Source organism: Spirosoma areae (genome assembly GCF_054781775.1).
Window position 1 is genome coordinate 456,496 of the sequence record NZ_BAAGTT010000016.1, and the last position, 22,391, is coordinate 478,886.

Here is a 22,391-nt window from a genome sequence, read left to right on the forward strand (position 1 = left end):
TTTACCAGAAAACATGAAAAATAGCCTCCTTTTCCTGCCGGTCTGCCTGCTGTTTGGCGCAATGGTTCCGCCAACTGCCCTTGCACAGTCGCAGCCTGAGTATGACATAGTGATTCTCGGTGGCCGGGTGATCGACCCCGAAACCAAATTCGATGCCGTGCGGAATGTGGGCATCATCGGCGGACGAATTGCCCAGATTTCGGCGGACCCCCTGCGCGGGAAGCAGGTCATCAACGCAACCGGCTTGGTGGTGGCCCCCGGTTTTATTGACCCGCACGTGCACGGCATCAGCAACAAAGAGCAGGAATACCAACTGCACGACGGCATCACGACGGCCTTGGAGTTGGAAGTGGGCGTGCCATTTCTGGATGAGTGGTACAAGACTCGTCGGGGAAAGGCCCTCCTCAACTACGGGGCGAGTGTCAACTGGGGCTTTGCCCGGATGCAGGCGTTACCCGGCTACGCCAACGAAGCCGCCGAACTGAGGCAGGCCGTAGCGAATGAGACCTTCCATGCCGACGTGGGCATGAGTGCGGTGGGCGGTTCGTTTACCAAAGGGATCGACGCAGCCCAAACCCAAACCATGCTGGCCAACATCCGAAACGACCTCGCAGTTGGGGGCATTGGCATTGGACTGTACATTGGGTACGTGCCGGGGGCCAAACCCGAAGAGGTCTTTCGGGTCTATCAACTGGCGGGCGAGATGCAGACCACTATTTTCAACCACGTCCGCGATCCAAACCTCGTGTATGTTCAACAGGCCATCGCCGATGCCATGCTGACCAACGCGCCGATGCACCTGGTGCATATCGGCAGCATGATGCTGTCGCAGATTGAGGTGGGCATCGAGATGGTACAGACGGCCCAAAAAAGAGGTTTTTCGATCACCGCCGAAATTTACCCCTACACCGCCGGTTCTACGGGGCTGTTTACCAATATGTTTGCCGATGGCTGGCAAGAGCGGCTGGGCATCGGCTACAAGGACCTGCAATGGGCGGCAACCGGCGAACGGCTTACCAAAGAGACTTTCGACGCGTACCGAAAAACGAAGGGAATCGTCATTTTCCACGCCATGAAACCCGACTGGGTAGCCGCCGGTATCCGGGCGAAGGGTGTGCTGATTGGCTCCGACGGCAGGCCGTATGCGCCGTTGGCGCACCCCCGCACGGCCGGTACGTTTGCGCGGGTGCTGGGCAAATACGTGCGCGAAGACAAGATACTCGACTTGCCTGCCGCCATCGAAAAAATGACGTACCTGACGGCCAACATGCTCGAAACCGTAGCCCCCACCATGCGGTTCAAAGGCCGGATTCAGGTCGGGGCCGATGCCGACATTACGGTGTTCAATCCGCAGACCGTCACTGACAAAGCCACGTTTGAAACCGGTTTGGCCTTTTCAGAAGGGATTGAGTACGTACTCGTAAACGGAAGCGTCGTGCTGCGGAACGGCAAAACCATGGCCGGGACGTTGCCGGGGCAACCGGTGTATGGGAAGTTCAAGCAATAGTCAACCCCAACATCAGATGAACACGCTGTTACCTGCCTTACCCGCTACGGCCCTGCGTCCCGCCCGCATCGAATCCATTGACCTGCTGAAAGGCGTGGTGATGGTCATCATGGCGTTGGATCACGTGCGGGACTATTTTCATCAGGATGCCTATTTTTTCGACGCAACCGACCCCGCGTTCACCACATGGCCCCTGTTTCTGACGCGGTTCATCACCAATTTCTGCGCCCCGGCCTTCAGTTTTCTGGCCGGACTATCGGCCTTTTTGGTGGGCAGGCGAAAAACGCGGAACGAGTTATCCGTATTTCTGTTGAAACGCGGACTTTGGTTGATTTTCGTGGAATTAGTCGTGATGGATTTTGGCTGGTATTTCGATATTCAGTTTCGGGAGGTAAACTTTCAGGTGATCTGGTCGCTGGGCATCAGCATGATTTTTCTGGCGGGTTTACTTCATCTGCCCCGAATAGCCATCCTCGTCTTTAGCTGCGTCATTATTTTCGGTCATAATCTGCTCGATGGTATTCAGGTCGAGGGCATTTTTTTGTGGGCCTTACTCCATGGCCGAGCGTCTTTCCCGATTGGTCCCGGCCACGTGGTTCGGGCGGGGTATTCCTTGATTCCGTGGGTAGCAGTTATGTCGCTGGGGTACTGGTTCGGCCCGTTTTACAATCCATCTTTTGGGGCCGATGCCCGGCGGAAGCTATTCAAAACTATTGGGCTTTCGGCAGTGGCGTTTATGCTGATAATCAGAGGGGCAAACGTTTATGGTAATGCTTTGCCCTGGACAGTTTATGACCATTTTTCACAAACGGTATTTTCCTTTCTGCGGCTGACCAAATACCCGGCATCGCTTACGTTTTTGCTCCTGACCCTCGGCGCAACGCTGCTGTTTCTGGCAAACACCGAACACCTGAAAGCAGGCCTGAAAGGTAAAGTAGTTGGTTTCTTTTGTGTATTTGGACGAGTGCCGTTTTTCTATTACATCATCCATCTTTATCTGATTCACGTTCTGGCCCTGATTGTGGCCGAAGCTACGGGATTTGGCTGGCAGAAAATGATCCTAACGCAAATGCCATTCAGAACCGAAAGCCTGAAAGGATTCGGGTTTGACCTGCCCATCGTGTACGCCATTTGGATTGGGATTATTCTGGTACTTTATCCGGTCTGCAAAAAATTCGACCGCTATAAACAAGCCCACAAAGAGCAGTGGTGGCTGAGTTATTTGTAATTGGTAGGATGGTCAGCTACCAACGTAGGCGGTAATATTCAAGAAGTGATTACAGTGTATATCAACTAAAAAACGCCAAAAATGAGACAGATAATGCTCATCTTCATGACAGCTTTATTCTCAATACCGGTACAGGCACAGCAAGTAGGCACAAAAGACCAACAGGCTGTACAGCAAACGGTTATACATTTTTTTGAAGCCTTTTCTAACCGAGATTCGGTACGTCTGAAAACGTATTGCACACCTGACATTACGCTGTACGAATATGGCAAGGTTTGGACCATCGACACCCTCGTCACGAATGCCATAAAGAGGAACACAGCAGTCGATTTTAAGCGCACCAATTCGTTTGATTTCATCAGCACGACAACCGATAAAACTACGGCCTGGGTCACGTATCGCCTTCGTTCAACAATAGCCAAAAACGCAAAACTAATCACATCATTATGGCTGGAAACCGTAGCTTTAGCAAAAGTAAAAAAACGGTGGAAGGTTAGGCATTTACACTCAACGCTGATTGAACGAAGTTAACAAAACAGGTAAGGTATTAACCCGGAATAAAACGAAGAACCAACGCTGACTGTGAAACCCCGCCTAGCCCTACCCCTCGCCCTGCTGTTGATCGGCGCAGTAGCCATTGCCCAAACCGAGCCAACGCCAAAACAAACCCCCGCTACCATCTACAAACTGGCCGACGGGGTAACGCTGCAATCGCTGCCGTTAGACACGGTATTTGCCAAATTAGAGATAGCGACAAATGAGATGACCGGCGCGACTGATCCCCAGGTAAAGCAGGACGTATGGCAGACGCTGACCCGTGCCGAGGCCACCAGGATGCCGTTATCTATCGCCAAAGCCCATCAACAGATAGCGAATTGGCACTACGGCAGTATGAGTTCCGAAAACCCGGATTCTATTTATTTCCATAACCAGAAAGCCCTGATGCTATTTCTCCAGACCAACGACAAGGAAGCGATCAGCGAGACATACAAAACGGTTGGTGACAATTTGGGGCAATTGCAACGATTCGCTCAGGCCGAAGTTCAGTATTTCAAGGGGTTACGGCTGGCCGAAGCCATCAAGTCGCCCAAAATCGTCAATTCGATTTATGCCGCGCTTGCCAGACTGTATTATCAGACGAAAGACTTTGCCTCGGCTCTTAAATACAGTCAGTTAGCGGTTTCAGCCTATCAGCAGGACGGGGAAACGCTCGGGCAGATTCGGACCTTAATTGTTCGGAACAACATTTACATCGCTCTGAAACAACCTGAAAAGGCCCTTGCGACCGTTAATCAGGCATTGGCGTTGCTCCCAAAAATGCCAGCAGACCTCCGGGCCGAGGAATCGTACAACGTGCGGGCCTGGCGCGGAAAAGCGTACCGGGCGTTAGGGCGATACGACGAAGCCTTAGCCGATTTTGAGTACGCCTGGAAAGGCATACAGGGGGTGTACGGAGCCGCGAACGCCAATGGCTGGAAAGGTGATGTCGGCAGCATCTACTTCCTGCGCGGCCAGTATGCCCGGGCCGTGCCGTATCTGAAAGATTACATCAATCACCTCAAAAACAGAAAAGTCTATTTCCCCGAAGAGCTACAGAAACACTACGTCTGGCTGGCCGAATCGTACAAGGCTCTGCGGCAACCCGATTCGGCCTATGTGTATGCTGCGGGGGGAAATGCGCTGGAGGTCAATGCGTTACGGCAACGAAATGAGACGCTCCGAAAAGAACTGCTCATCAAGTACGAAACCCAACAAAAAGACCAGACCATCGCCCAACAGTCGGGGCAAATTGAGCAACAGCGGCAAATACAACGGCTCAGTTACGGCATCGGCGGGTTGTTGGTGCTGCTCCTAGCGAGTGCGTTTTTTAGCTACCGCAACAGCCGAAAATCGGCCCGGCAGTTGCAGGCGTTGAATGAAAATCTGGCGACGACCAACGCGGCCCTCGATAAGCGCAATGCCGAGAACGAACTGCTGTTGAAGGAGATTCACCACCGGGTCAAAAACAACCTCGAAGTGGTGTCGAGCCTGTTGGCCTTGCAGTCGGCTAAAATCACCGACCCCAACGTGCAGGAAGTCATGCAGGCCAGCCAGAACCGGGTGCAGAGCATGGGTATTATCCACCAGAAACTCTACCAGGGCGAGCAGTTGGCGGCCATCGAAATGCGCGATTACTTCACCAACCTGAGCGAGAGCATCCTCGATTCGTTCGATGCCGCCGGGCGTGTCAAAATTGATTGCTCCATGCCCGAACTGGTCTTAGACATCGACACGGCTATTTCAGTGGGTTTGATAACCAACGAGTTGCTGACCAATTCGCTGAAATATGCGTTCGTCGGTAAGGACAGTGGCACCATCCGCATCAGCCTGACGCGCCGACCCGACGACGATTCGTTTCTGCTTCAGGTGGCCGACAACGGCGTCGGCAAACTACCCGGCGACCCGGCCAAAGGAACAGGTTTTGGCACGCAACTGATTGACCTGCTCACCCGGCAATTAGGTGGCACGCTGACCTACGAAAACCAAAATGGCACGCTGGTCAACCTCCGATTTACCCGATAAAACCTAAATTTCGGTATCTATTTTTCAGAAGCCGAGGGTCCGTATCTTTAGGCATCTAACCCAGTTCACCGCGTTGAATGGTATCGCCTAATAAGAGCTTCATTACTAAACTTGATCGATTGATCGACGAGTGGTTCGGTGGTTCGATGTCTCGTCGCTTTCGGCTGATCGCTCTGTCATGAACTGAATGTTAGTCGGTCGCACCTGTACCGTTCCCTAAAAAACTATTCTCCGTTTTTGGTTTCGCTGTATATCCGCCAACGTCGGCTGTTGGTCGCCAAGTAATTGGTGGCTAGCACTGACTTCCGCATTTCGGAGATTGGTGATGCGGTGGGCATGACGAACCCCCAAAATCTCAGCAAGTAATTCACGGCAGAGTTTACCCTGAGTCCGTCCGAGTTTCGCGAAACAAGACTGTCCACCCTGCCCGAAACTCTTGAGTTGGCTCCAGTTGCGAATTTTCTCGAACCGTTGACCAATGATTTATCTGCCGACGTTCCGCCCATTCGCCAACGCCCATTTTGGTATTGGGGGTAGGCGTTGATTGAGCTTGCTTTGGTTGTGTTAAGTGGTGCGGGCGGGTTGGTCTGGTGGCAATGGCAGGCAGAATGGATTACGCAGAAACAGGTGATTTCGGGACTACACCTGCCAGCCAACAAAAGCCGCGTCCGGAGTTAACGGACGCGGCTCTTTGTAAACTATTTTTTCAACACACCCGTCCATTTTAATGCAAACATTTCAGCACTTTAGGCATAAGTCGGAAATTTACCCTGTTTGTTTGGTTATGCCCATCATACGGCCGTAGCGCTGGTCCGGGAAGGCTACGTCGTCCTGTGTCCCGATACGCTCTGTTTCGGGGAACGGCAGGACCCAACTGGTAAACTTACCAATGGCGACTATGAACGATTCGAGTTTTTGCGCCAGGTAGTGCGGGGCCGTAGTTTGGCCTGGAAAAACGTGCTGGATATGCGTTGTGCGGTAGATTACCTATGTAGCCGTCCAGAGGTAGTAGCCAATCAGATCGGTTGTTATGGTCATTCGATGGGCGCAACCCACGGCTGGTTAGTGGGGCCATTGGAACCTCGGTTGCGCTGCATTGTGGGCAATTGTTGCTTACCAACCTACGAGGTCATTGAAGCCCAGCATTTGCTGCACTGCTTTGCTAATTTTGTTCCTGGCTGGGCTCAATTTGGGGATACCCCCGAGATTGCCTCCCTGATCGCCCCCGGGCGCTGCACCTTAATTTTGGCGAGCAGGACCCCGGCTCCCCCATTGACTCGGTTCGAGCCAGCTTAGTGCGAATTGGCCAAGCCTATCAGCGAGCGGGTGCCTGGGAGAATTTTACCTTTTTGATTGAAGTCCATCAAGGGCATGTGCTTTCGGGGCCATGTGGCAGCAGGTGAAAGCGGCTTTTTCCCGGCATCTTCATCGGGGCTGATTGTCCGTTAGCCTAACCCACTTAATTTAACTATAAAGTTCGTTATTCGTGATAACCATCAATTATCACAACTAATCCTATCTTTGCCAAAAAGCCTTCTTTTTAATCAAATCGGTCAAGTAGAAGGCATCGACTTTCTTTTCCCTTTCCAACCCATGAGTCAACTCGATACCGGTCCTCAAGCTCTGACGATCAGTCCAGCTTCCCAGCAAAGCCTCTCGCTACGGGTGGACGAACAGATTCAGCAAGAGCCCGGGAGTATCTGCGGGCAGGTCGGCAAGAGTCCCCTAATTCTCACCGGGCCTTTACGACGGACATTCGTCAGTACGGGGCTTGGTGTGGGGAGAACGGGTACGAATCAACGCCACTGTCGGCCGTTGCCCTGGTGGAATACGTGACCTTCCTGGGACGGACGCGTTCCTTCTTTACCATCCAGCGCCATCTGGCCAGTATTGCCAAGCTCCACCGCCAGAACCGGGTCGAATCGCCGACCACCTACGAGCAGTTCAAAGTCTTTATGAAAGGCTTAAGCTCAAAAAGACTGTGCGTCAGAAACAGGCGCCTGACTTTTCGGTTCGGCAGTTGCGCCAGGCTCTGGATGCGCTGCCCCATACCCCAACTGGTTTGCGCAACCGGGCGATCCTGTTACTGGGTTTCACGGGGGCCTTTCGACGCAGTGAATTAGCCCAGCTCGACGTCAATCACATCTCGATCGACGAAGCCGGTATGGTTATCCGGCTGGACCGCTCCAAAACCAATCAATTTGGCGAAGTCGAAGAAAAAGCCGTTTCATATGCCAACGAGCCTGAGTATTGCCCCATTGGAGCCATTCAGCAATGGCTAAGCCTGTTGGATCGGGAGCAGGGTCCCTTATTTGTTCGGATTCGGAAAAGGGGAACGAGTCACTGGGGAGCGGCTTTCCGACGAGTGGGTTAACTTATTGGTCCGGCACCAGCTGGGTGAGCACTTTACGGCCCACTCCCTCAGAGCCAGTTTTGTCACCATTGCCAAGGTCAATGGAGCCGATGATTTGGAAGTGATGAATCAGACCAAACACCGTACCACGACGATGATCCAGCGCTATGACCGCCGTCGCAATATCCGCAAACATAATGCGTCAGGTAAACTGGGACTCTAAATGAGGGGCTTTAGTGCAAAACGGGGCCATCCAGTCGGACCGCCGAAGCAAAATGAAAATAGATTTTCTAACAGTTGCAGCTAGGATAGTTCAGTTGAAAAGTATATTTTTCACAAAGGGCTACCTGAGCGGTTCGTCTCGGAGTCGCGTTCGACTTGCGCCGGGCCGCCGGCGCAATCGTTTGAACAGACCAAATTATTTACAATTCTAATTTTCAGTATATTATGACCTGAAAATGAATATCATTAAGTAAACGACAGCAGTAGTGCTAAACCTATTTTGTAATCTCAATTCTGACCGCTACCTAATTCATAAAGTCATTAATGACTTAGGGCTCAAGAAGATAGATTGATTAAATTCAACGTTCATTTGCCTTTCTTGGAGCAGTCGACTCGGTTAAAAGGGTCGAATGACCGCTCAGGCGGCCCGGCATGAATTATGTACTTTTAGTCAAAACCACCCTCAATACTAAGATGTTCACCAAAACGATAACCTTCCTCTGCCTGAACGTACTTACAATCTGGGCACCCACCTTTGCTCAAGATCAAGGAACACGCTTGCTTAGACAACCCGCAATCAGTGCTACCCAAATAGCATTTGAGTATGGCGGAGATATCTGGATAACGCCCAAAAACGGCGGGGAACCCAGACGCATAACCAGTACGGCCGCTACTGAAGAAAACCCGCATTTTTCGCCGGATGGACAATGGCTTGCCTTTAGCTCAAATCGGTCAGGTATCGCGCAGGTGTATATGGTATCGTCTCAGGGGGGAAGTCCATCCCGGCTCACTTGGTATCCGGCTGCGTCGTATCCCCGGGGCTGGTCACCTGATGGTAAACAGGTCCTCTATGCCTCCAGCCGGGAGACATCTCCTACGGGGTATAACCGGCTCTGGACCGTCTCTGCTAAAGGCGGGCCATCTACTTTATTACCAGTTCCCTGGGGGTTCGATGGTCGTTACGCATCCGACGGCAGTAAACTAATCATTGACCGGGTAAGCCGCTGGGATAGCGAATGGCGGCATTATCGGGGTGGGCAAAATACCCCTTTGCAAATAGTCGATCTGAAGACGCTAACCGAACAGCCGATCCCAACGCAAGGCAGCATGGACATCCGTCCGATTTGGATGAACGAGGAGATTTACTTCCTCTCTGACCGCGACTTTATCATGAACGTCTGGGCGTTTAATCCAACTACGTCCGCACTACGTCAGGTGACTAAGTTAACGAATGGCGACATCAAGTGGCTGGAAGGTAACGGCAACGAACTAGTGTATGAACACAAGGGTTATCTGCATCTGCTTGATCCTAAAACGGGGAAAAGCAATCAACTGGTTATTAAGGTTGTTGGCGATTTCCCCTGGACGGAAACCCATACAGAAGTAGTCACCAAATCGGCAACCAGTGCGTCCCTGTCGCCGACGGGTAAACGGATTTTGCTGGAAGCCCGGGGCGATATATTTACCGTGCCGGTTGAAAATGGTGATCCTCGAAACCTAACTCGAAGCTCCGATGCCGCTGATCGCAGACCCGTCTGGTCGCCCAACGGGCGAGAAATTGCTTGGTTTTCCGATAAAGACAGGCAGGATTATGCGCTGTATGTCGCTGATCAGGAAGGGATCGAAGAGCCAAGAAAGATTTCCATCGGTGACAGTAAACTAGGTTGGAATCCTACTTGGTCGCCCAACGGGAAGTTTATTGCCTTCACCGATAATGCGGTAAAAGTCCGAATACTCGAGTTAGCGAACGGGGCCATTACGACGGTCGATACGGGTGGTACCAATTTAGACCGGGGCAATATGAGCCTAACCTGGTCGCCCGACAGCAAATGGCTAGCCTACATAAAATCCGCGGCTAATAATTTCAGAAACGTCATGGTTTGGTCGGTAGACAGTAAAAAAACGCGACCGCTGAGCGATCCTCTAGCTGATGCGATGTCGCCGGCCTGGGACCTGAATGGGCGTTATCTGTATTTTTTAGCCAGCACGAATACCGCCCTGGGCTCGGGTTGGGCCAATACCAGTTCCCAACAGGCCAAACCAACGTTCGGGGTCTATATTACCCTGTTACGCCAGGATGATACAAACCCATTTCCGCTTAAAACGGACGAAGAGCCGGATAGCACCAGTAAACCGGCGCTTCTTAGTAAACCAGAAATAGATCCAGGCCCAAAACCTAAAGCTTCAAGAAAGGCCGTTGTCAAAAAGGACACAACAGCAGCTAAAGACGTTCGAATCGACTGGAAGTATTTGGATCGGCGAATTATAGCGATGCCGATTCCAGTGGGCAATTATGATGATCTGCTGACAGGGCCTAAAGGAAGTTTGCTCATCTCTACCGGCAAATCACTGAGCAAATACACGATTGCGGATAAAAAACTGGAGGACCTAGTCAAAGCGGGTTCTCAATTTGCCGTATCGGCCAATGGCGAAAAACTATTGTTCAAAGCCGGTCAAAACTGGCGGGTCGTGTCAACGACCAAGCCATCAAGCACCACTGAAGGAACCGTAGCCATGAACCTGCGGATGGAGTTAAATCGGCTTGACGAATGGAAGCAAATTTTTACAGAAGCCTGGCGGTATCAACGCGACTATTTCTACGACCGAAATATGCACGGCAGAGATTGGCAGACCGTCTGGAATGACTACGCTCCCTTGATGCCGTATATCAAACACCGCGCCGATCTAACGTACCTACTTGACCAACTCGGTGGGGAAACCTCCGTAGGACATAGTTTCGTTTTTGGTGGCGACTACCCTGAGTTAGACACATCGCGGGTTGGAGTGTTAGGAGCTGACTTGATCCCCGTCGATGGCCGGTGGAAGATCAAACGCATTTACACGACCGAAAGCTGGAACCCTGGTCTGATTGCCCCGTTAGCTCAACCCAACCTGAAAGTAGAAGAGGGACATTATCTGTTGGCCATCAACGGACAACCGCTAACGACGGACAAAGATCCCTACGAACTGCTGAATGGGACGGCTAATTTACAAACCATTCTAACGGTGAATATGAAACCAACAACCGAGGGGGCCTGGACGATACGAGTGCAACCTGGCACGCGCGAAAATGCTCTGCGCCAGCTTGCCTGGATAGAAGATAATCGGCGTAAAGTTGATGAATTGTCTAAAGGGAAATTAGGCTACGTCTGGGTACCGAATACGGGCGGGTCAGGTTTCGAAAGTTTTAACCGCTATTATTTTGCTCAACAGGATAAGCAGGGAGCCGTTATTGATGAGCGTTTTAACGGAGGAGGACTCCTGGACGACTATATGGTTGATCTGATGGTCCGTCGGCTACGGGCCTCCATCACCAATGAAGTACCTGCCGGTAAAGCACTGCGATTACCTGCCGGTATACTTGGCCCTAAAGTATTATTAATCAATGAACTAGCTGGTTCAGGCGGTGATTTCTTTCCTTGGATCTTCCGTCAACAGAAAGTGGGTCCCCTGATCGGTACCCGCACCTGGGGTGGTCTGGTGAAATCGTCGGTGCATTATTCCTTTGTGGACGGTGGCGCTATGACGGCCCCTGACAACGCCATTTTTGACCCAATGAGTAACAAATGGGTCGCGGAGAACACGGGCATCGCGCCCGATATGGAGCAAACCATCTCCGCCGTCGCCGTCTCGAAAGGCCACGATCTGCAACTCGAAAAAGCGGTTGAGGAAGCGCTGAAATTACTCCAGAAGGAACCTTGGCCTTCAGTAGTCAATCCATCCTATTCCACGCCTGCGAAAAAGCCATGACTTTTCGAATTTTTGACTCTTGAAAGCCGTTGAACCGATCAAAACCGTCACTTGACGGTTTTTGCCCGAAACGTCAGCCCTACCCATATTTTTTAACAAGTTCTGGTAATTGGTTAATTAGCCCAGTCTGCACGGCGATTGGCAACCGATTAAACGTAAATCGGGCTTCGTAAGCCCACTCAGTATTGAAAGGTATGTTTAACGAGAGGCTACTCAATTGGAACGATAGATCGATCAATCAGGAATAACCAAGTTTTCGATCTTGCTAACATCTAAATCATCCTCTGAGCGAGGCATAAGATGAATATAGCGAGTGGTCGCTGCTTGAATGACCCCAGTTTTCCCAAATAGAGTAGCTTTGCCGTTTCGTACAAAATCCGTCACTTGGGTTATATTTTGTAGAATCAAGGCTTTAGCTAATCATAATGGTGATTATACGACAATCTAAGGCTCATTATACCAACTTTTGAGGACCGTTTCTAATCTACTGACTATAAATTTAGACTAGACACAATGAATACTAATCGACTTTAATCCCGCCAGCCTTCGGGCTTAAACGGCGTTCGGTTGTCGGCTGGAAAACAGATGGCCGTGACCGACCGATCACTGTTTTTACCGCCACCACCGAGGTTGGCCTTAAACCGACCGGTATTGGGGTCGGGAAACTGCGATTCCGGCGAAGGCTCCAGGCCGTTGAGTGCCTGAAACAAACCTGGCGGCTTACCGGTCGCGTCTTTCCGGTCGATCCAGTACCGCACGGAAGAGACCGATGTCGCCGAGAAATGGCCAACAATGGCCTCCCGGTCATTCGTCAGGTTTCGCACGTTGCCAATGGGCGCGGCCGGGGGCGAATCGGCCAATCCGCCCGTATTCTGGGACTGTTCGGCTAATCGACTGAAATACGTGTGGGCGGCTGGTGTCAGCAACGACTGACGAACCTCCACCAAGCAGCCTGTGCTCTGGTAGTAGGGAATCTGGGCGATTCGTCGTCCGGTTAGCTGGCCGCCATTGCTGAATCGATCATCAAACAGGTTGAGATCGGAGTCATACAGTATCTCCCAGCACTGGGTTCGACACCGGTAGTCATTAACAAAAGCGGGTATGGCTTCGCCACCGTTCGCGACCATCGTATAGGGCGCATAGCAGTCTTCGTAGACCTGGTTTTCATTAAATGGATTCCAGAGTAGATAGAAGCCATCCTGGCAGGTGCGGCACCATTCCTGCTTTTCCCACAGTTTCCAGCCCCAACGGTAATAGTTGCGCTGGTCGGCAGGGTCCTGCCAGTCAACAAAGACCTCGCTGGCTGCCCGAACGCGGCTGGCCTGTCCGTCGGGGCGTTGGGTGGGCAGAGCGGTTGGGCTGAAGGAGTGGTACACGCGGCTAATGGGCACCAGGGCGGGTATCGTCTCGGGTGCCGACTCGTATCGCTGGCCATCGGACAAGGTAAAGCGCAATTGGTAGGTATGACCGATCTGTCCCCGGAAATCACCTGGCAACTGATAAGTCCCATCCGTCGTTTCATGGGCGGCAATGACTTGCGCGGAATCCACCACGACCTCAACCGTTGCCTTGGTCATAGGCAGCGTCCCAAAGCGGCCTGTGAAGGGGTCGGCCTTGGAACGGTTGAGCCGAATGATTTGGGGTTCGGCCAGGTTGGTAATCGTACCGTCCACTACGATGACATCGACTGTTGCATTGAAGACGGGTTCGTAACGGTCGACGCAACTTGCCATGAGCATTACCGATAGTAAACAACCGAAGATGAGACCGGACGGAAAGCGCGTGAACGATAGGTAACAAATGTCCATAATTCCCTTTAAAAGCAATAGTCTTCCTGGTTCTACGTACACGACGAACAAAATTCGCACCCTACTTTATGAACCGACTTGTTCTGCTGCTTGGTTTCGTCGTGTTCGCCCACGCTGTACATGCCCAGATAACGTATTCCCTCAGCGGCACGGTCCGCGATTCAGCCACGGGGCAACCCTTAGAGAGGGCGGCCATTGTCCTCGACTATGAAAAAGCCGCGTCCGGCACGTATACCGACAGACAGGGCCGTTTTTCGATTAATACAGCCGCTGGTCGGCATATCGTTGTGGTGCGGCACGTGGGCTACCTAACGTTTCGCCAGACCCTGCGTGTGCGCGAAAACACCACCCTCGACGTGCGGCTGCCCAGCGTGGCCAGTCAGTTGGAGGAGGTAATCGTGACCAGCAAGGGCTTCGACCGAACGGTGCGGCAACCCCTGCTGGGCGTTAACCAGATCAATATCAAGACCATACAGAAACTGCCAACGGCTTTAGGCGAGGTCGACATTCTCCGCAGTCTGCAACTGCTGCCCGGCGTCACCAGCGTGGGCGAAGCGGCCAACGGCATCAATATCCGGGGCGGCACCACCGATCAGAACCTGATTCTGCTCGACGACACGCCCGTGTTCAATCCTACGCACATGTTCGGGCTGTTCTCGGTCTTTCCCGCCGATGCCGTCAGCGGGCTTGATCTGTACAAGGGCAGCGTACCGGCCCGCTACGGTGGTCGGGCTGCGTCAGTGCTCGACATTGCCCTCAAAACGCCCGATCTGGAGCAGTTCCGGCTGACGGGGGGCGTTAGCTTTGTGTCCAACCGGCTAACGGCCGAAGTGCCCATTGTGCGGCAAAAGCTGGGGGTGCTGATCTCGGGCCGGGGGGCGGTCAACGACTTTCTGCTGCCGTTGGTTTCGCCCCGCTTTGACCAGATTAAGGCTAAATTCGGTGATCTGGTCGGTAAAGTGTTCTGGCGACTCAATGATCGGCATACCCTCACGGCGATGGGTTACCTCAGCCGCGACTTCTTTCAGACCGATTTGCTGGGCAGTGTAGCAAACATCAACGCCACCGCTACGCAGTATGATCACCAGACCAGCAACGGCATGGTGCGCTGGTTTTGGGCCATCAAACCCCGGCTGAACCTGCAAACCACCGCGTTGGTGGCCCATTATGTGCCCCAGATTCTGTCGCTGGAACCCGTAACGGCCAATAAAGTCGCGCTTCGGCAGGGAATTGTGCAACGGCAGGTGAAATCGAGTCTTGGCTACCAGGCTACGGATCATAAGGCGGAAGCGGGCGTGAGCATGACCCACTACCGGCTCAACCCCGGCGAACTGCTGCCCGGCAGCAGCAACAGCGTGAACGCCCAGACCACACCCATCGAAAACGGTCTCGAACTGGCCCTCCACGCCGAAGACGAATGGAGTTTGTCGCCACGGCTGGCGGTTTCGGCGGGTCTCCGCTACTCGTATTTTATGAATGTGGGGCCGAGTCTCGTGCGTCGATACGCGGGAGCGGAAACTGGCACTCTCCCTGACGAAACGACGGTAATCGACTCGGTGCGCTATGGGGCCGGGCAGGTTACCCAGCACTACGGCGGTTTAGAACCCCGGCTGGGTCTGCGCTACGCGGTGGGTGCTAATGCTTCCATCAAGGTCGGGTATAACCTCATGCGGCAGTATTTGCAGGTGATAACCAATACGACGACGCCCCTGCCAACCGCCCGCTGGAAAACTGCCGACGGGTTTATTCGCCCCCAAATTAGCCAGTTATGGTCGGCGGGCTGGTTCCAGACGTTTAAGAGTAATATCTACGAACTCTCGGCGGAGGTATACTGGCGCTCAACGCAGAATGTGGTTGATTACCGGCCAGGAGCCAATTTCCTGCTTCAGCCATACCCCGAAACGCAATTGTTGCATGGTCGTAGCCGGGCTTACGGACTGGAAATTATGCTGGCTAAGAAAAAGGGTGAACTGACCGGCTGGGTCAATTACACCTACGCCCGCACCTTTAATCAGGTGGCCGAAGGCGCCAACTTTCGGGAGCGCATCAACGGGGGCGACTGGTATGCGGCCAACTATGACCGTCCGCACAGCCTGAACCTCAGCCTGAACATTAACCAGACCAAGCACCACAGTTTTTCGTTTAATTTCGTCTACAGCACCGGCAGACCCTATACGGCCCCTGAAGGATTTGTGCGCTATCAGGGCCGCAATTACCCGTATTACGACGAGCGCAACCAGTACCGCCTGCCCGATTACCACCGGCTCGATTTCGCCTGGAATATCAATAACCCAAGTCAGAAAGGGCGTCGCTGGCAGGGCCGATGGACGTTCACGGTCTACAATCTGTACGGTCGCGCGAATGCCTATTCGATCTTCTTCCGAACCGAAACTCCCTACCGGCTGGCGATCTTTGCCGCGCCCATTCCCAGCCTGTCCTACAATTTTGAGTTTAAATGAAAACCGATGCGATTAGTCAAACTGGCTATACATTGCCTTATTTTCAGTACGGTACTGACAGGCTGCGTCGATCCTTACGACCCGGCTTTCGATTCGACCGTCGATGTAGTGGTAGTTGACGGCACCATTACTGACTTAGACGAACCACAGACCATCCGGCTCAACCGCTCGAAGGCGGACCGCTTCACCGGGCGCTTCGGCAACATTCCCCTGACCGGCGCAACGGTTGAGGTAATAGTCGATGGGGTAGAAACCGTAAAAGCGCGGGAGACCAACTCCGGCACTTATCAACTGCCGGATGGCTTTCGGGGGCGGGTGGGTGGCCGCTACCGGCTTCACTTTCAACTAAGCGACGGCATGGGTTACGAATCCTCCGAGGAGACAATGCCCGCTGTACCGCCCATTGAGAGGATCACCGACCAGTATAACCCCCGTAGTTTAGACGCGCTTGGGGATGGATTAAGGGCGGCCAATGACCTTTACGTCGAGACGAATGACCCCGCCGGTACGCCGAATTATTACCGCTGGGATTGGGTGCTGTGGGAACGGCAGGACTTTTGCCGGACCTGCCCCCAAAACTTTGTTTACGTCGAACGGGACGCGACCAACACGCTTGTTGAGGGGTGCGTGTTCAACAACCGGATTGCGCCACTGCCGTTTCCTCCTCCGCTATCTATTGATTACGAGTGCCGGACGAAGTGCTGGGAAATTCTGTTCAGCGCGCAGCTAAACCAGTTCGCTGACACCTACAGCGATGGAAAAATTATCGCCAATCGGCGGGTAGGCCAGATTCCGTTCTACCAGTATTCGCCCGCCTTGGTCGAAGTGCGGCAATCGGCTTTGACGCTGGCGGCTCATACCTATATCAAACGCTTAGCCGAGCAAAGCCAGCGCACGGGTGGCCTGACCGACACGCCCCCGTCGGCTCCGATTGGCAACATTCGCAATGTAACGGATGACCGCGAAAACGTGGTTGGGTATTTTACGGCGTCGGGTGTTTCGGCGGTTCGCTATTGGCTCGACCGCAAAAATGTGACAAACGAGTTACCAGCCGCCCCCGGCGATACCGAGCGGCCAAAGTTATTCACTTACCTCAATGGTCGGTCTGCTTTTAAGGAGCCGGTAGCGGGTGTACGCGGTCGCCCGCCTTTAGCCGTGTGCGTACCCAGCGACAGCCGTACACCCTTTCAACCGCAGGGCTGGCGAGACTAAAACGTGAATTAAACGCCCGAAGCTGGAATCAGCGGTACAAAGTGCTTCTGGTATGAATTCGAGGTGATATTTTGTGCCTATGATCCAACACAAAGAGTCATTCAGGGGATTAATCTCTTCCTTAACATTACACTACTGTGCAATGAGGCTATCTACACTGATTACGAAGATGACTAAAAAAGCACAAATGCGTACCATCCCTGCTCAGATTTAAAATTGTATAACGATTTGTTGTATAATCAGTAATTGTGTAAAGTTACATAGCTATCAAAAAGCCGTTTTTAGCGGTATTTTACTCACAGTTGACAGTCTCAGTCTAGGGATATTCCATTAACATAATAGTGCGCTTTTCTCTTCCCTTTCCATAGGACAATTCAGCTTGTTTTTATGAACTGTATAAGGTGGTTGATCTTAGAATATTCCCTCAATATAAGAATTGTGTCTGTTGCAAAAGTCGAAACCGACTAAAAATAACTCTGTAAAAAAAGGTATTTTTCAATCTTTTGATGGCCAGAAATGGGCGGATAAGTCAGGCTTCCAGGAATCAACTACCACTTTTGCAACAGCCACATTCCTTATGAACGGTTAAGATTTACATTATTTCAAGTATGACGGCTGAGAATTTTTTAAGCTTATATATGAATACTCCCTTTACATAAAGTTAGTTATCCAACTCGTCTGGGAAGATTACAAGCTGATGACTGATCGTTAACTTGTATTCTAAATTGCCCATAGCTTCAAACTACGGATTTTGTACAAAACGATAAAACTACCATACATAGCTGCTTATCGCCCCGTCAGCTAATCGACTAATCCCGCTTTAATGACCTCGCGACTCAGGCCCGAATACTCGGCTAAATCATCGACAAACACATAGGTCGTCGTCGCTTCAATACTGTCTGCTCGCCTGGCTCCTTTCAGCTCTGCCCGTCGCTTTTTAGCCTGCTTGATTTGGCGATAATAGGACAACGCGCGGGATCGCTTAAAGCCCATGATGTTTTGGAAATCCTTCGCCGTCAGGCGTTCGCGGGGATTGTGTTGATTCGACATTGGTTGTGAGGTATACCGGTGTATACACCTGATTTAGTGTCAAAAAGTGTCACAAGATACCATAAAATTAGAGAAGTAAAAGTTAGCGGAATAGTGGGTACTACCTTCGACAGAAACAAGGTACTACCGATGCAAACAGAACGTAATACCGAGGTACTACCTGAGGTAGTACCTCCCCAGGCTGAGTCGCCAGCCGAAGCCCCTCAAAACCCATCCGTAACGATTCCTTTACAGGCATTATCAGGTAATACCTCCGAGCCGGTACTACCGGTAATACCTCAACCCGGTATTACCCCGGTAAACCCGGTAATTCAAGGTAATCTGGCCGGTTTACCGCAACATGAACCCGAAGGTATTACCGAAGGAACAATACCTAAAACCTATAAATTACCCATGTCGGTAATACCGACAATGGAGCGGATGATCGCCAACCTTAATGCGGTATTACCCTACGGTACACCCCCCGTTACGATGCACTCTTATGGCGTCGAATTATTGAGCAAGCATGAAGAGTTACGCCGGTCCTTTCTGGAAGCCGAATCCTTAAAAGGTCAACTTCAGATTGCCCAGACTCAACTGCGGGAAGCCCGCTATGAGCTAAGCACGTTAACGAGTGAACTCAACAAGGCCAATTCTCTAAACGGTACACCTCCCGCACCCGTCCCGCCAGAATCGGTAGTACCTGGGGTACTACCTGAGATACTACCGCCTGCAAAGGATACCTGGTATGAACGCTATCAGGATGTGGCAAAAGAGTTAAAGGCGACCGTCGATGCCCACCAGAAGGACAAAGATCAGCTACTATCCCTTGGTAATGTCATTCAGGTGCTGCCTCAACTCATCGAACAATTGTGCGTCGAAGCGGCCAACAACAGTTGGCGGACCCCGGAATACTACAGTACCTATTTCGAGGAGTTGTTAGCTCCCCACCTCCAGTAATTGCTTTATCATGTCTGAGTTGTCTGCTTATGAAAATACTAGCGTATATCGAAATTGAGGGGGAAATTCTACCCTTAAACGGGGGACCACTCCTCATCAAACGTGCAGAGGCCATTCCGGGCATTCTGGCGGAAACGTTCTTACAAGAATGGAACGCGGGCGTGATGGCCCGTAACCAGTGGGAGCAGTTCTGCGAAAACCTGTTTCAGATCCTGACTAAATCGGGACTCATCGACGAAAACGGCCTGCATACCTCGGAGTACACCCCCGGTAGCATCTGCCGGTTTCTGCTGGCTAACAAAGAAATGTTCTCCAGGGACTTTCGGGATAGCGCCCTGGGGATGATGGTCATGTCGGCCATCAAGACCGGTGCTAAAACCATCAAGAAGGGCAAGGACATCGAGGTCAATTGGGATGCCATCACCGCCCACGCCGGTCCGATGACCGAAGCGGTACTCACCCAACTGGTCAAGCAGCCCCACCGCTCGGCCATCGTCCTGCCCATCATTCGCCAGTACTTTCCCGCCCAGACAACCCCCGCTGCTGACAACTTCCCGACGCCTTCCGACAATTAATTGCCCATGACGCCACTTGCCCAATTGGTTGAAACCCGGTCCGGATCGCCCCTGTCGGACATGCTCAACGAAGCACCCCGGTTGGTCGAAACTCTGGCTACCCCTGCCGACGAATCTCCGTTTGATTTGGCGAATCTTTTTCGCCCCAGAGCGACACAAGCTACACCCACGCCGGTCGAGACGGATCCCGATGACGAACCCTACGTACCACTTACCCCGGAGGAGATCAAGACAAAGGCCGAGTCCAAAGCGGAGATGTGGGGGGCCATCATTGCCCTGTTCTTTGGCTTCATTCACCGCTACACGGCGTATCAGAAGCTACGAGAGGGCGATAAGCAACTCGTCAAAGAGTACGATCATTACCTGAAGGCGACGGGCAACCTGCCGCATTACGAGATGGATCATCCTTACCATGCCGCCCGTGAACGCTGGAATGACTTTGAAGAAGCTTTAGAAGAGGCCGATGAGGAAGCCCGCCTGACCGACGCGCAGCTCACGCTCCTGCGCCGGGCCATCGAAGCGGACCTGAAGGCCAAAAACAAACGGGGCACTCTGAAAACGGGCAGTATCGCCGAAACCCTGTTCGAGATCATGATTATCAAGGCAATGGCTCCCCTGATGCAAGTCAGTATGATGACCGTCAACAAAATGGTCGATAAAACCATGCGCTAAATGTACGCTCCCAAGCCCACCGACTACACCCCCTGTACACTGAGTACGACCCGCCGACGCATCGACGCCGTGAGCGTCTGCGTGAACTACGGTGATTTTCTGGTCCAAACCCTGCCCCACAACCGCCACCACTTTGACCGCTACGTCATTGTGACCAGTAAAGCCGACCGGTTTACCCGTGACGTCTGTGCGTATTACCGGGTGGAGTGCATTCAAACCGACTGTTTCTTTGATGACGGAGCCACCTTCAACAAGGCGCGGGGCATCAACATAGGCTTAGCCGCCCTGGGCGATTGTGACTGGGTGGTCCATCTGGATTCGGACATCTATTTGCCGCCCTGGACCCGGCACATTCTCGATACGATTCATTTGGACAAAGAAGCCATCTACGGCCTGGACCGGTTGCTATGCCACAGCTACCGCGACTGGATCAACTACCTGGCCCGGCCGGTGGCCATGCACGAACTGTACTACCTGGTGCAGGCCCGCGCCTTTCCTCTGGGGAGCCGGGTCGCGCACTACAACCAACCTGACGGGTGGTTTCCGATTGGTTTCTTTCAGCTCTGGCACCCGGCCGGATCGGGCATTACCCGCTACCCGGAAAACAGCGTGGGCGCTGATCATACCGACGTGGTGTTTTCTAAAGCCTTTCCCATGGGGAAACGCCACCTGATTCCGGAATTCTACGGCATTCACCTCGATAGCGAACGGGCCGAAATGGGCGTCAACTGGCAGGGTCGCAGCACCAAACCGTTCTGCTTAGAATCTAATCCGTTATGAATAAGCTGATTATTCCCGACCTGGACAACAAAAAACGAGCGTCGTCCATTTTTTTGGCCGTGGGAGCCAAGAAAACGGGCAAAACGCAGGGCAGCATCAACATTCAGGTCGAAATGTGGAAAAAGCAGGGCAAACCCATACTGGTCTTTGATGTCGGCTCACAGGCCGAATATGACATCTATCTGCCCCTGTTACTTGCGGATCTACCCCGGTTTAATCAATTAGCCAGACAGGAAGCGCACCCCTTTTTTGTCTGTCGGGAGTCGGACGACATCGACAAGTTTTTTACCAAGGTTAATGAGTTTGTGCGGAATGCGTTTGTGGTCTTCGAGGACGCCACCACCTACATGGCTGGCAACCTGAGCAAGCCGGTGCGGAAATTGATTCTCAACAGCCGCAATCTGTGCAACGACTACCTGTTTAACCTGCATAGCCTGGCCGAACCCGCTCCCTTCCTGTTTCGCCATTCGGAGTACATCATCTTACGAAAAACCTCCGATGTGAAACTGCCAGCCAAAGTACCGGTACCGCACCTGATTGAGTGGGCGATGGGGGAGATCAAAGCGGAGAACGAGCGACTATACCCCCGCCCGGAGCAGCCCAAACTTGCCTTTCGCGTGCTTGATATAACCGCAGCCAATTAAGCACGATGGCGAAAAAACGCTGCCCGGATTACGACAAAGCGGCCAATTTAGTCACGCTTTCATTATCGACGCTCTATCGCATTCGGCGAGCCGAGCAGGAAAGTGAGGGTACATTTTACTGGTATTTCTAGCCGTGTAATATCAGGCAGGTGCTCAAGGCGTGTATAACGGCCAAACTGAGTGAGAGAAAGCTTTCTAAACAAGACAAATGACCAATGGCCATCAATCAGAAGTATCGCCCCTGTTTCATGACCGATATCGCTAGGCGCGCCGGCTACAAAGACGTGACGCTGTTTCAATGTTTGCTCACCCCCGATGATTGGATCGACATGATCCGGTTGGGGTGGGTTCCTTACCGGAAACTACTTAACCCGCCCGTCGTCAAGTTCATCATGGATAAATTCGTCACGGATTACGAAGAAACGAAGGAGTAGACTTTGTTGACCTCATCTATAACCGTGCGATATTCAGAAGATTACGTCCTACTTCCTTTAGCAAGAATAAGTATTTTTTTCGTTTGGGTATTATAAACTACGAACGACCGTTGCCGCTTACTCCACTCGCTAAATACGGCTTGCAGTGGTACCAAACACTGAATCAACTCATAGAAGCCTTATTGACTCACACCTT

At 52.2% G+C, this 22,391-nt stretch carries 19 protein-coding genes; 16 read left to right on the top strand and 3 right to left on the bottom strand.

The genetic code is table 11. The features are described from left to right. The first annotated feature begins 13 nt into the window (after positions 1-13). The 6 genes from ACYVI1_RS08030 (at position 14) to ACYVI1_RS08055 (ending at position 7,671) form a co-directional block, all read left to right on the top strand. The gene (locus ACYVI1_RS08030) at positions 14-1,507 is read left to right on the top strand and encodes an amidohydrolase family protein (protein WP_460908615.1); all 1,494 of its coding nucleotides are present in this window, start codon (positions 14-16) and stop codon (positions 1,505-1,507) included. A 16-nt stretch (positions 1,508-1,523) separates the two neighbouring features. Beyond that, entirely contained in the window at positions 1,524-2,735 is a 1,212-nt protein-coding gene (locus tag ACYVI1_RS08035; RefSeq protein WP_460908617.1) for a DUF1624 domain-containing protein, read from the top strand. An 81-nt stretch (positions 2,736-2,816) separates the two neighbouring features. Then, positions 2,817-3,266 carry a nuclear transport factor 2 family protein gene (locus ACYVI1_RS08040; protein WP_460908619.1) on the top strand — a complete coding sequence of 150 codons (450 nt, stop codon included), beginning with the start codon at positions 2,817-2,819 and terminating at the stop codon, positions 3,264-3,266. A gap of 51 nt (positions 3,267-3,317) precedes the next feature. Next, the gene (locus ACYVI1_RS08045) at positions 3,318-5,297 is read left to right on the top strand and encodes a sensor histidine kinase (protein WP_460908621.1); all 1,980 of its coding nucleotides are present in this window, start codon (positions 3,318-3,320) and stop codon (positions 5,295-5,297) included. Between the two features lie 774 nt (positions 5,298-6,071). Then, positions 6,072-6,593: a dienelactone hydrolase family protein gene (locus tag ACYVI1_RS08050; RefSeq protein ID WP_460908623.1), complete on the top strand. Its 522-nt coding sequence runs from the start codon at positions 6,072-6,074 to the stop codon at positions 6,591-6,593. 685 nt (positions 6,594-7,278) lie between these two features. Continuing rightward, positions 7,279-7,671, top strand: coding sequence for a site-specific integrase (locus ACYVI1_RS08055; RefSeq protein WP_460908625.1), 393 nt, complete (start codon positions 7,279-7,281; stop codon positions 7,669-7,671). Position 7,672: 1 nt separating this feature from the next. Here ACYVI1_RS08055 and ACYVI1_RS08060 read toward each other — a convergent pair whose 3' ends face one another. Beyond that, a complete protein-coding gene (locus tag ACYVI1_RS08060) occupies positions 7,673-7,846 on the bottom strand; it encodes a hypothetical protein (RefSeq protein WP_460908627.1) in 174 nt (57 codons plus the stop codon). Positions 7,847-8,304: 458 nt separating this feature from the next. Between ACYVI1_RS08060 and ACYVI1_RS08065 the strand changes: the two genes are divergently transcribed. Further along, a complete protein-coding gene (locus ACYVI1_RS08065; RefSeq protein WP_460908629.1) occupies positions 8,305-11,622 on the top strand; it encodes a S41 family peptidase in 3,318 nt (1,105 codons plus the stop codon). Positions 11,623-12,152: 530 nt separating this feature from the next. Here ACYVI1_RS08065 and ACYVI1_RS08070 read toward each other — a convergent pair. Continuing rightward, on the bottom strand, positions 12,153-13,430 hold the full coding sequence (locus ACYVI1_RS08070) for a DUF4249 domain-containing protein (protein ID WP_460908631.1): 1,278 nt from the start codon (positions 13,428-13,430) through the stop codon (positions 12,153-12,155). A 68-nt stretch (positions 13,431-13,498) separates the two neighbouring features. Here ACYVI1_RS08070 and ACYVI1_RS08075 point away from each other — a divergent pair, with 68 nt between their 5' ends. Together ACYVI1_RS08075 and ACYVI1_RS08080 are read left to right on the top strand one after the other, a co-directional pair. After that, complete coding sequence (locus ACYVI1_RS08075) at positions 13,499-15,889, top strand: TonB-dependent receptor (protein WP_460908633.1); 2,391 nt, start codon at positions 13,499-13,501, stop codon at positions 15,887-15,889. Between the two features lie 6 nt (positions 15,890-15,895). Next, positions 15,896-17,101 carry a DUF4249 domain-containing protein gene (locus ACYVI1_RS08080; RefSeq protein WP_460908636.1) on the top strand — a complete coding sequence of 402 codons (1,206 nt, stop codon included), beginning with the start codon at positions 15,896-15,898 and terminating at the stop codon, positions 17,099-17,101. An 801-nt stretch (positions 17,102-17,902) separates the two neighbouring features. Here the strand turns inward: ACYVI1_RS08080 and ACYVI1_RS08085 are convergent. Then, entirely contained in the window at positions 17,903-18,151 is a 249-nt protein-coding gene (locus ACYVI1_RS08085) for a hypothetical protein (protein ID WP_460908638.1), read from the bottom strand. A gap of 129 nt (positions 18,152-18,280) precedes the next feature. On the opposite strand from ACYVI1_RS08085, the gene ACYVI1_RS08090 reads away from it, so the two are divergent. The 7 genes from ACYVI1_RS08090 to ACYVI1_RS08120 all read left to right on the top strand — a co-directional run bounded on the left by ACYVI1_RS08090 (position 18,281) and on the right by ACYVI1_RS08120 (position 22,195). Next, positions 18,281-19,090, top strand: coding sequence for a hypothetical protein (locus tag ACYVI1_RS08090; RefSeq protein ID WP_460908640.1), 810 nt, complete (start codon positions 18,281-18,283; stop codon positions 19,088-19,090). Positions 19,091-19,119: 29 nt separating this feature from the next. After that, positions 19,120-19,665 (top strand): hypothetical protein, encoded by a 546-nt coding sequence (locus ACYVI1_RS08095; protein ID WP_460908642.1) that lies wholly within the window; start codon positions 19,120-19,122, stop codon positions 19,663-19,665. A 6-nt stretch (positions 19,666-19,671) separates the two neighbouring features. Then, entirely contained in the window at positions 19,672-20,337 is a 666-nt protein-coding gene (locus ACYVI1_RS08100) for a hypothetical protein (protein ID WP_460908644.1), read from the top strand. Beyond that, the gene (locus tag ACYVI1_RS08105; protein ID WP_460908646.1) at positions 20,338-21,117 is read left to right on the top strand and encodes a hypothetical protein; all 780 of its coding nucleotides are present in this window, start codon (positions 20,338-20,340) and stop codon (positions 21,115-21,117) included. After that, positions 21,114-21,761 carry a hypothetical protein gene (locus ACYVI1_RS08110; RefSeq protein ID WP_460908648.1) on the top strand — a complete coding sequence of 216 codons (648 nt, stop codon included), beginning with the start codon at positions 21,114-21,116 and terminating at the stop codon, positions 21,759-21,761. Before ACYVI1_RS08105 ends, ACYVI1_RS08110 begins: the two co-directional genes overlap by 4 nt. Positions 21,762-21,766: 5 nt before the next feature. Continuing rightward, positions 21,767-21,892 (top strand): hypothetical protein, encoded by a 126-nt coding sequence (locus ACYVI1_RS08115; protein ID WP_460908650.1) that lies wholly within the window; start codon positions 21,767-21,769, stop codon positions 21,890-21,892. Positions 21,893-22,009: 117 nt separating this feature from the next. Continuing rightward, on the top strand, positions 22,010-22,195 hold the full coding sequence (locus ACYVI1_RS08120; protein ID WP_460908652.1) for a hypothetical protein: 186 nt from the start codon (positions 22,010-22,012) through the stop codon (positions 22,193-22,195). Positions 22,196-22,391 lie beyond the last annotated feature (196 nt).

What these genes read in the sequence shown, in the direction of transcription:
- ACYVI1_RS08065 (WP_460908629.1), top strand. Translation starts at nt 8,305, where the DNA reads ATGAATTATGTACTTTTAGTCAAAACCACCCTCAATACTAAGATGTTC.
- ACYVI1_RS08035 (WP_460908617.1), top strand. Translation starts at nt 1,524, where the DNA reads ATGAACACGCTGTTACCTGCCTTACCCGCTACGGCCCTGCGTCCCGCC.
- ACYVI1_RS08120 (WP_460908652.1), top strand. Translation starts at nt 22,010, where the DNA reads ATGACCGATATCGCTAGGCGCGCCGGCTACAAAGACGTGACGCTGTTT.
- ACYVI1_RS08115 (WP_460908650.1), top strand. Translation starts at nt 21,767, where the DNA reads ATGGCGAAAAAACGCTGCCCGGATTACGACAAAGCGGCCAATTTAGTC.
- ACYVI1_RS08085 (WP_460908638.1), bottom strand. Translation starts at nt 18,151, where the DNA reads ATGTCGAATCAACACAATCCCCGCGAACGCCTGACGGCGAAGGATTTC.
- ACYVI1_RS08105 (WP_460908646.1), top strand. Translation starts at nt 20,338, where the DNA reads ATGTACGCTCCCAAGCCCACCGACTACACCCCCTGTACACTGAGTACG.
- ACYVI1_RS08060 (WP_460908627.1), bottom strand. Translation starts at nt 7,846, where the DNA reads ATGTTTGCGGATATTGCGACGGCGGTCATAGCGCTGGATCATCGTCGT.
- ACYVI1_RS08110 (WP_460908648.1), top strand. Translation starts at nt 21,114, where the DNA reads ATGAATAAGCTGATTATTCCCGACCTGGACAACAAAAAACGAGCGTCG.
- ACYVI1_RS08080 (WP_460908636.1), top strand. Translation starts at nt 15,896, where the DNA reads ATGCGATTAGTCAAACTGGCTATACATTGCCTTATTTTCAGTACGGTA.
- ACYVI1_RS08075 (WP_460908633.1), top strand. Translation starts at nt 13,499, where the DNA reads ATGAACCGACTTGTTCTGCTGCTTGGTTTCGTCGTGTTCGCCCACGCT.
- ACYVI1_RS08090 (WP_460908640.1), top strand. Translation starts at nt 18,281, where the DNA reads ATGCAAACAGAACGTAATACCGAGGTACTACCTGAGGTAGTACCTCCC.
- ACYVI1_RS08100 (WP_460908644.1), top strand. Translation starts at nt 19,672, where the DNA reads ATGACGCCACTTGCCCAATTGGTTGAAACCCGGTCCGGATCGCCCCTG.
- ACYVI1_RS08040 (WP_460908619.1), top strand. Translation starts at nt 2,817, where the DNA reads ATGAGACAGATAATGCTCATCTTCATGACAGCTTTATTCTCAATACCG.
- ACYVI1_RS08030 (WP_460908615.1), top strand. Translation starts at nt 14, where the DNA reads ATGAAAAATAGCCTCCTTTTCCTGCCGGTCTGCCTGCTGTTTGGCGCA.
- ACYVI1_RS08095 (WP_460908642.1), top strand. Translation starts at nt 19,120, where the DNA reads ATGAAAATACTAGCGTATATCGAAATTGAGGGGGAAATTCTACCCTTA.
- ACYVI1_RS08070 (WP_460908631.1), bottom strand. Translation starts at nt 13,430, where the DNA reads ATGGACATTTGTTACCTATCGTTCACGCGCTTTCCGTCCGGTCTCATC.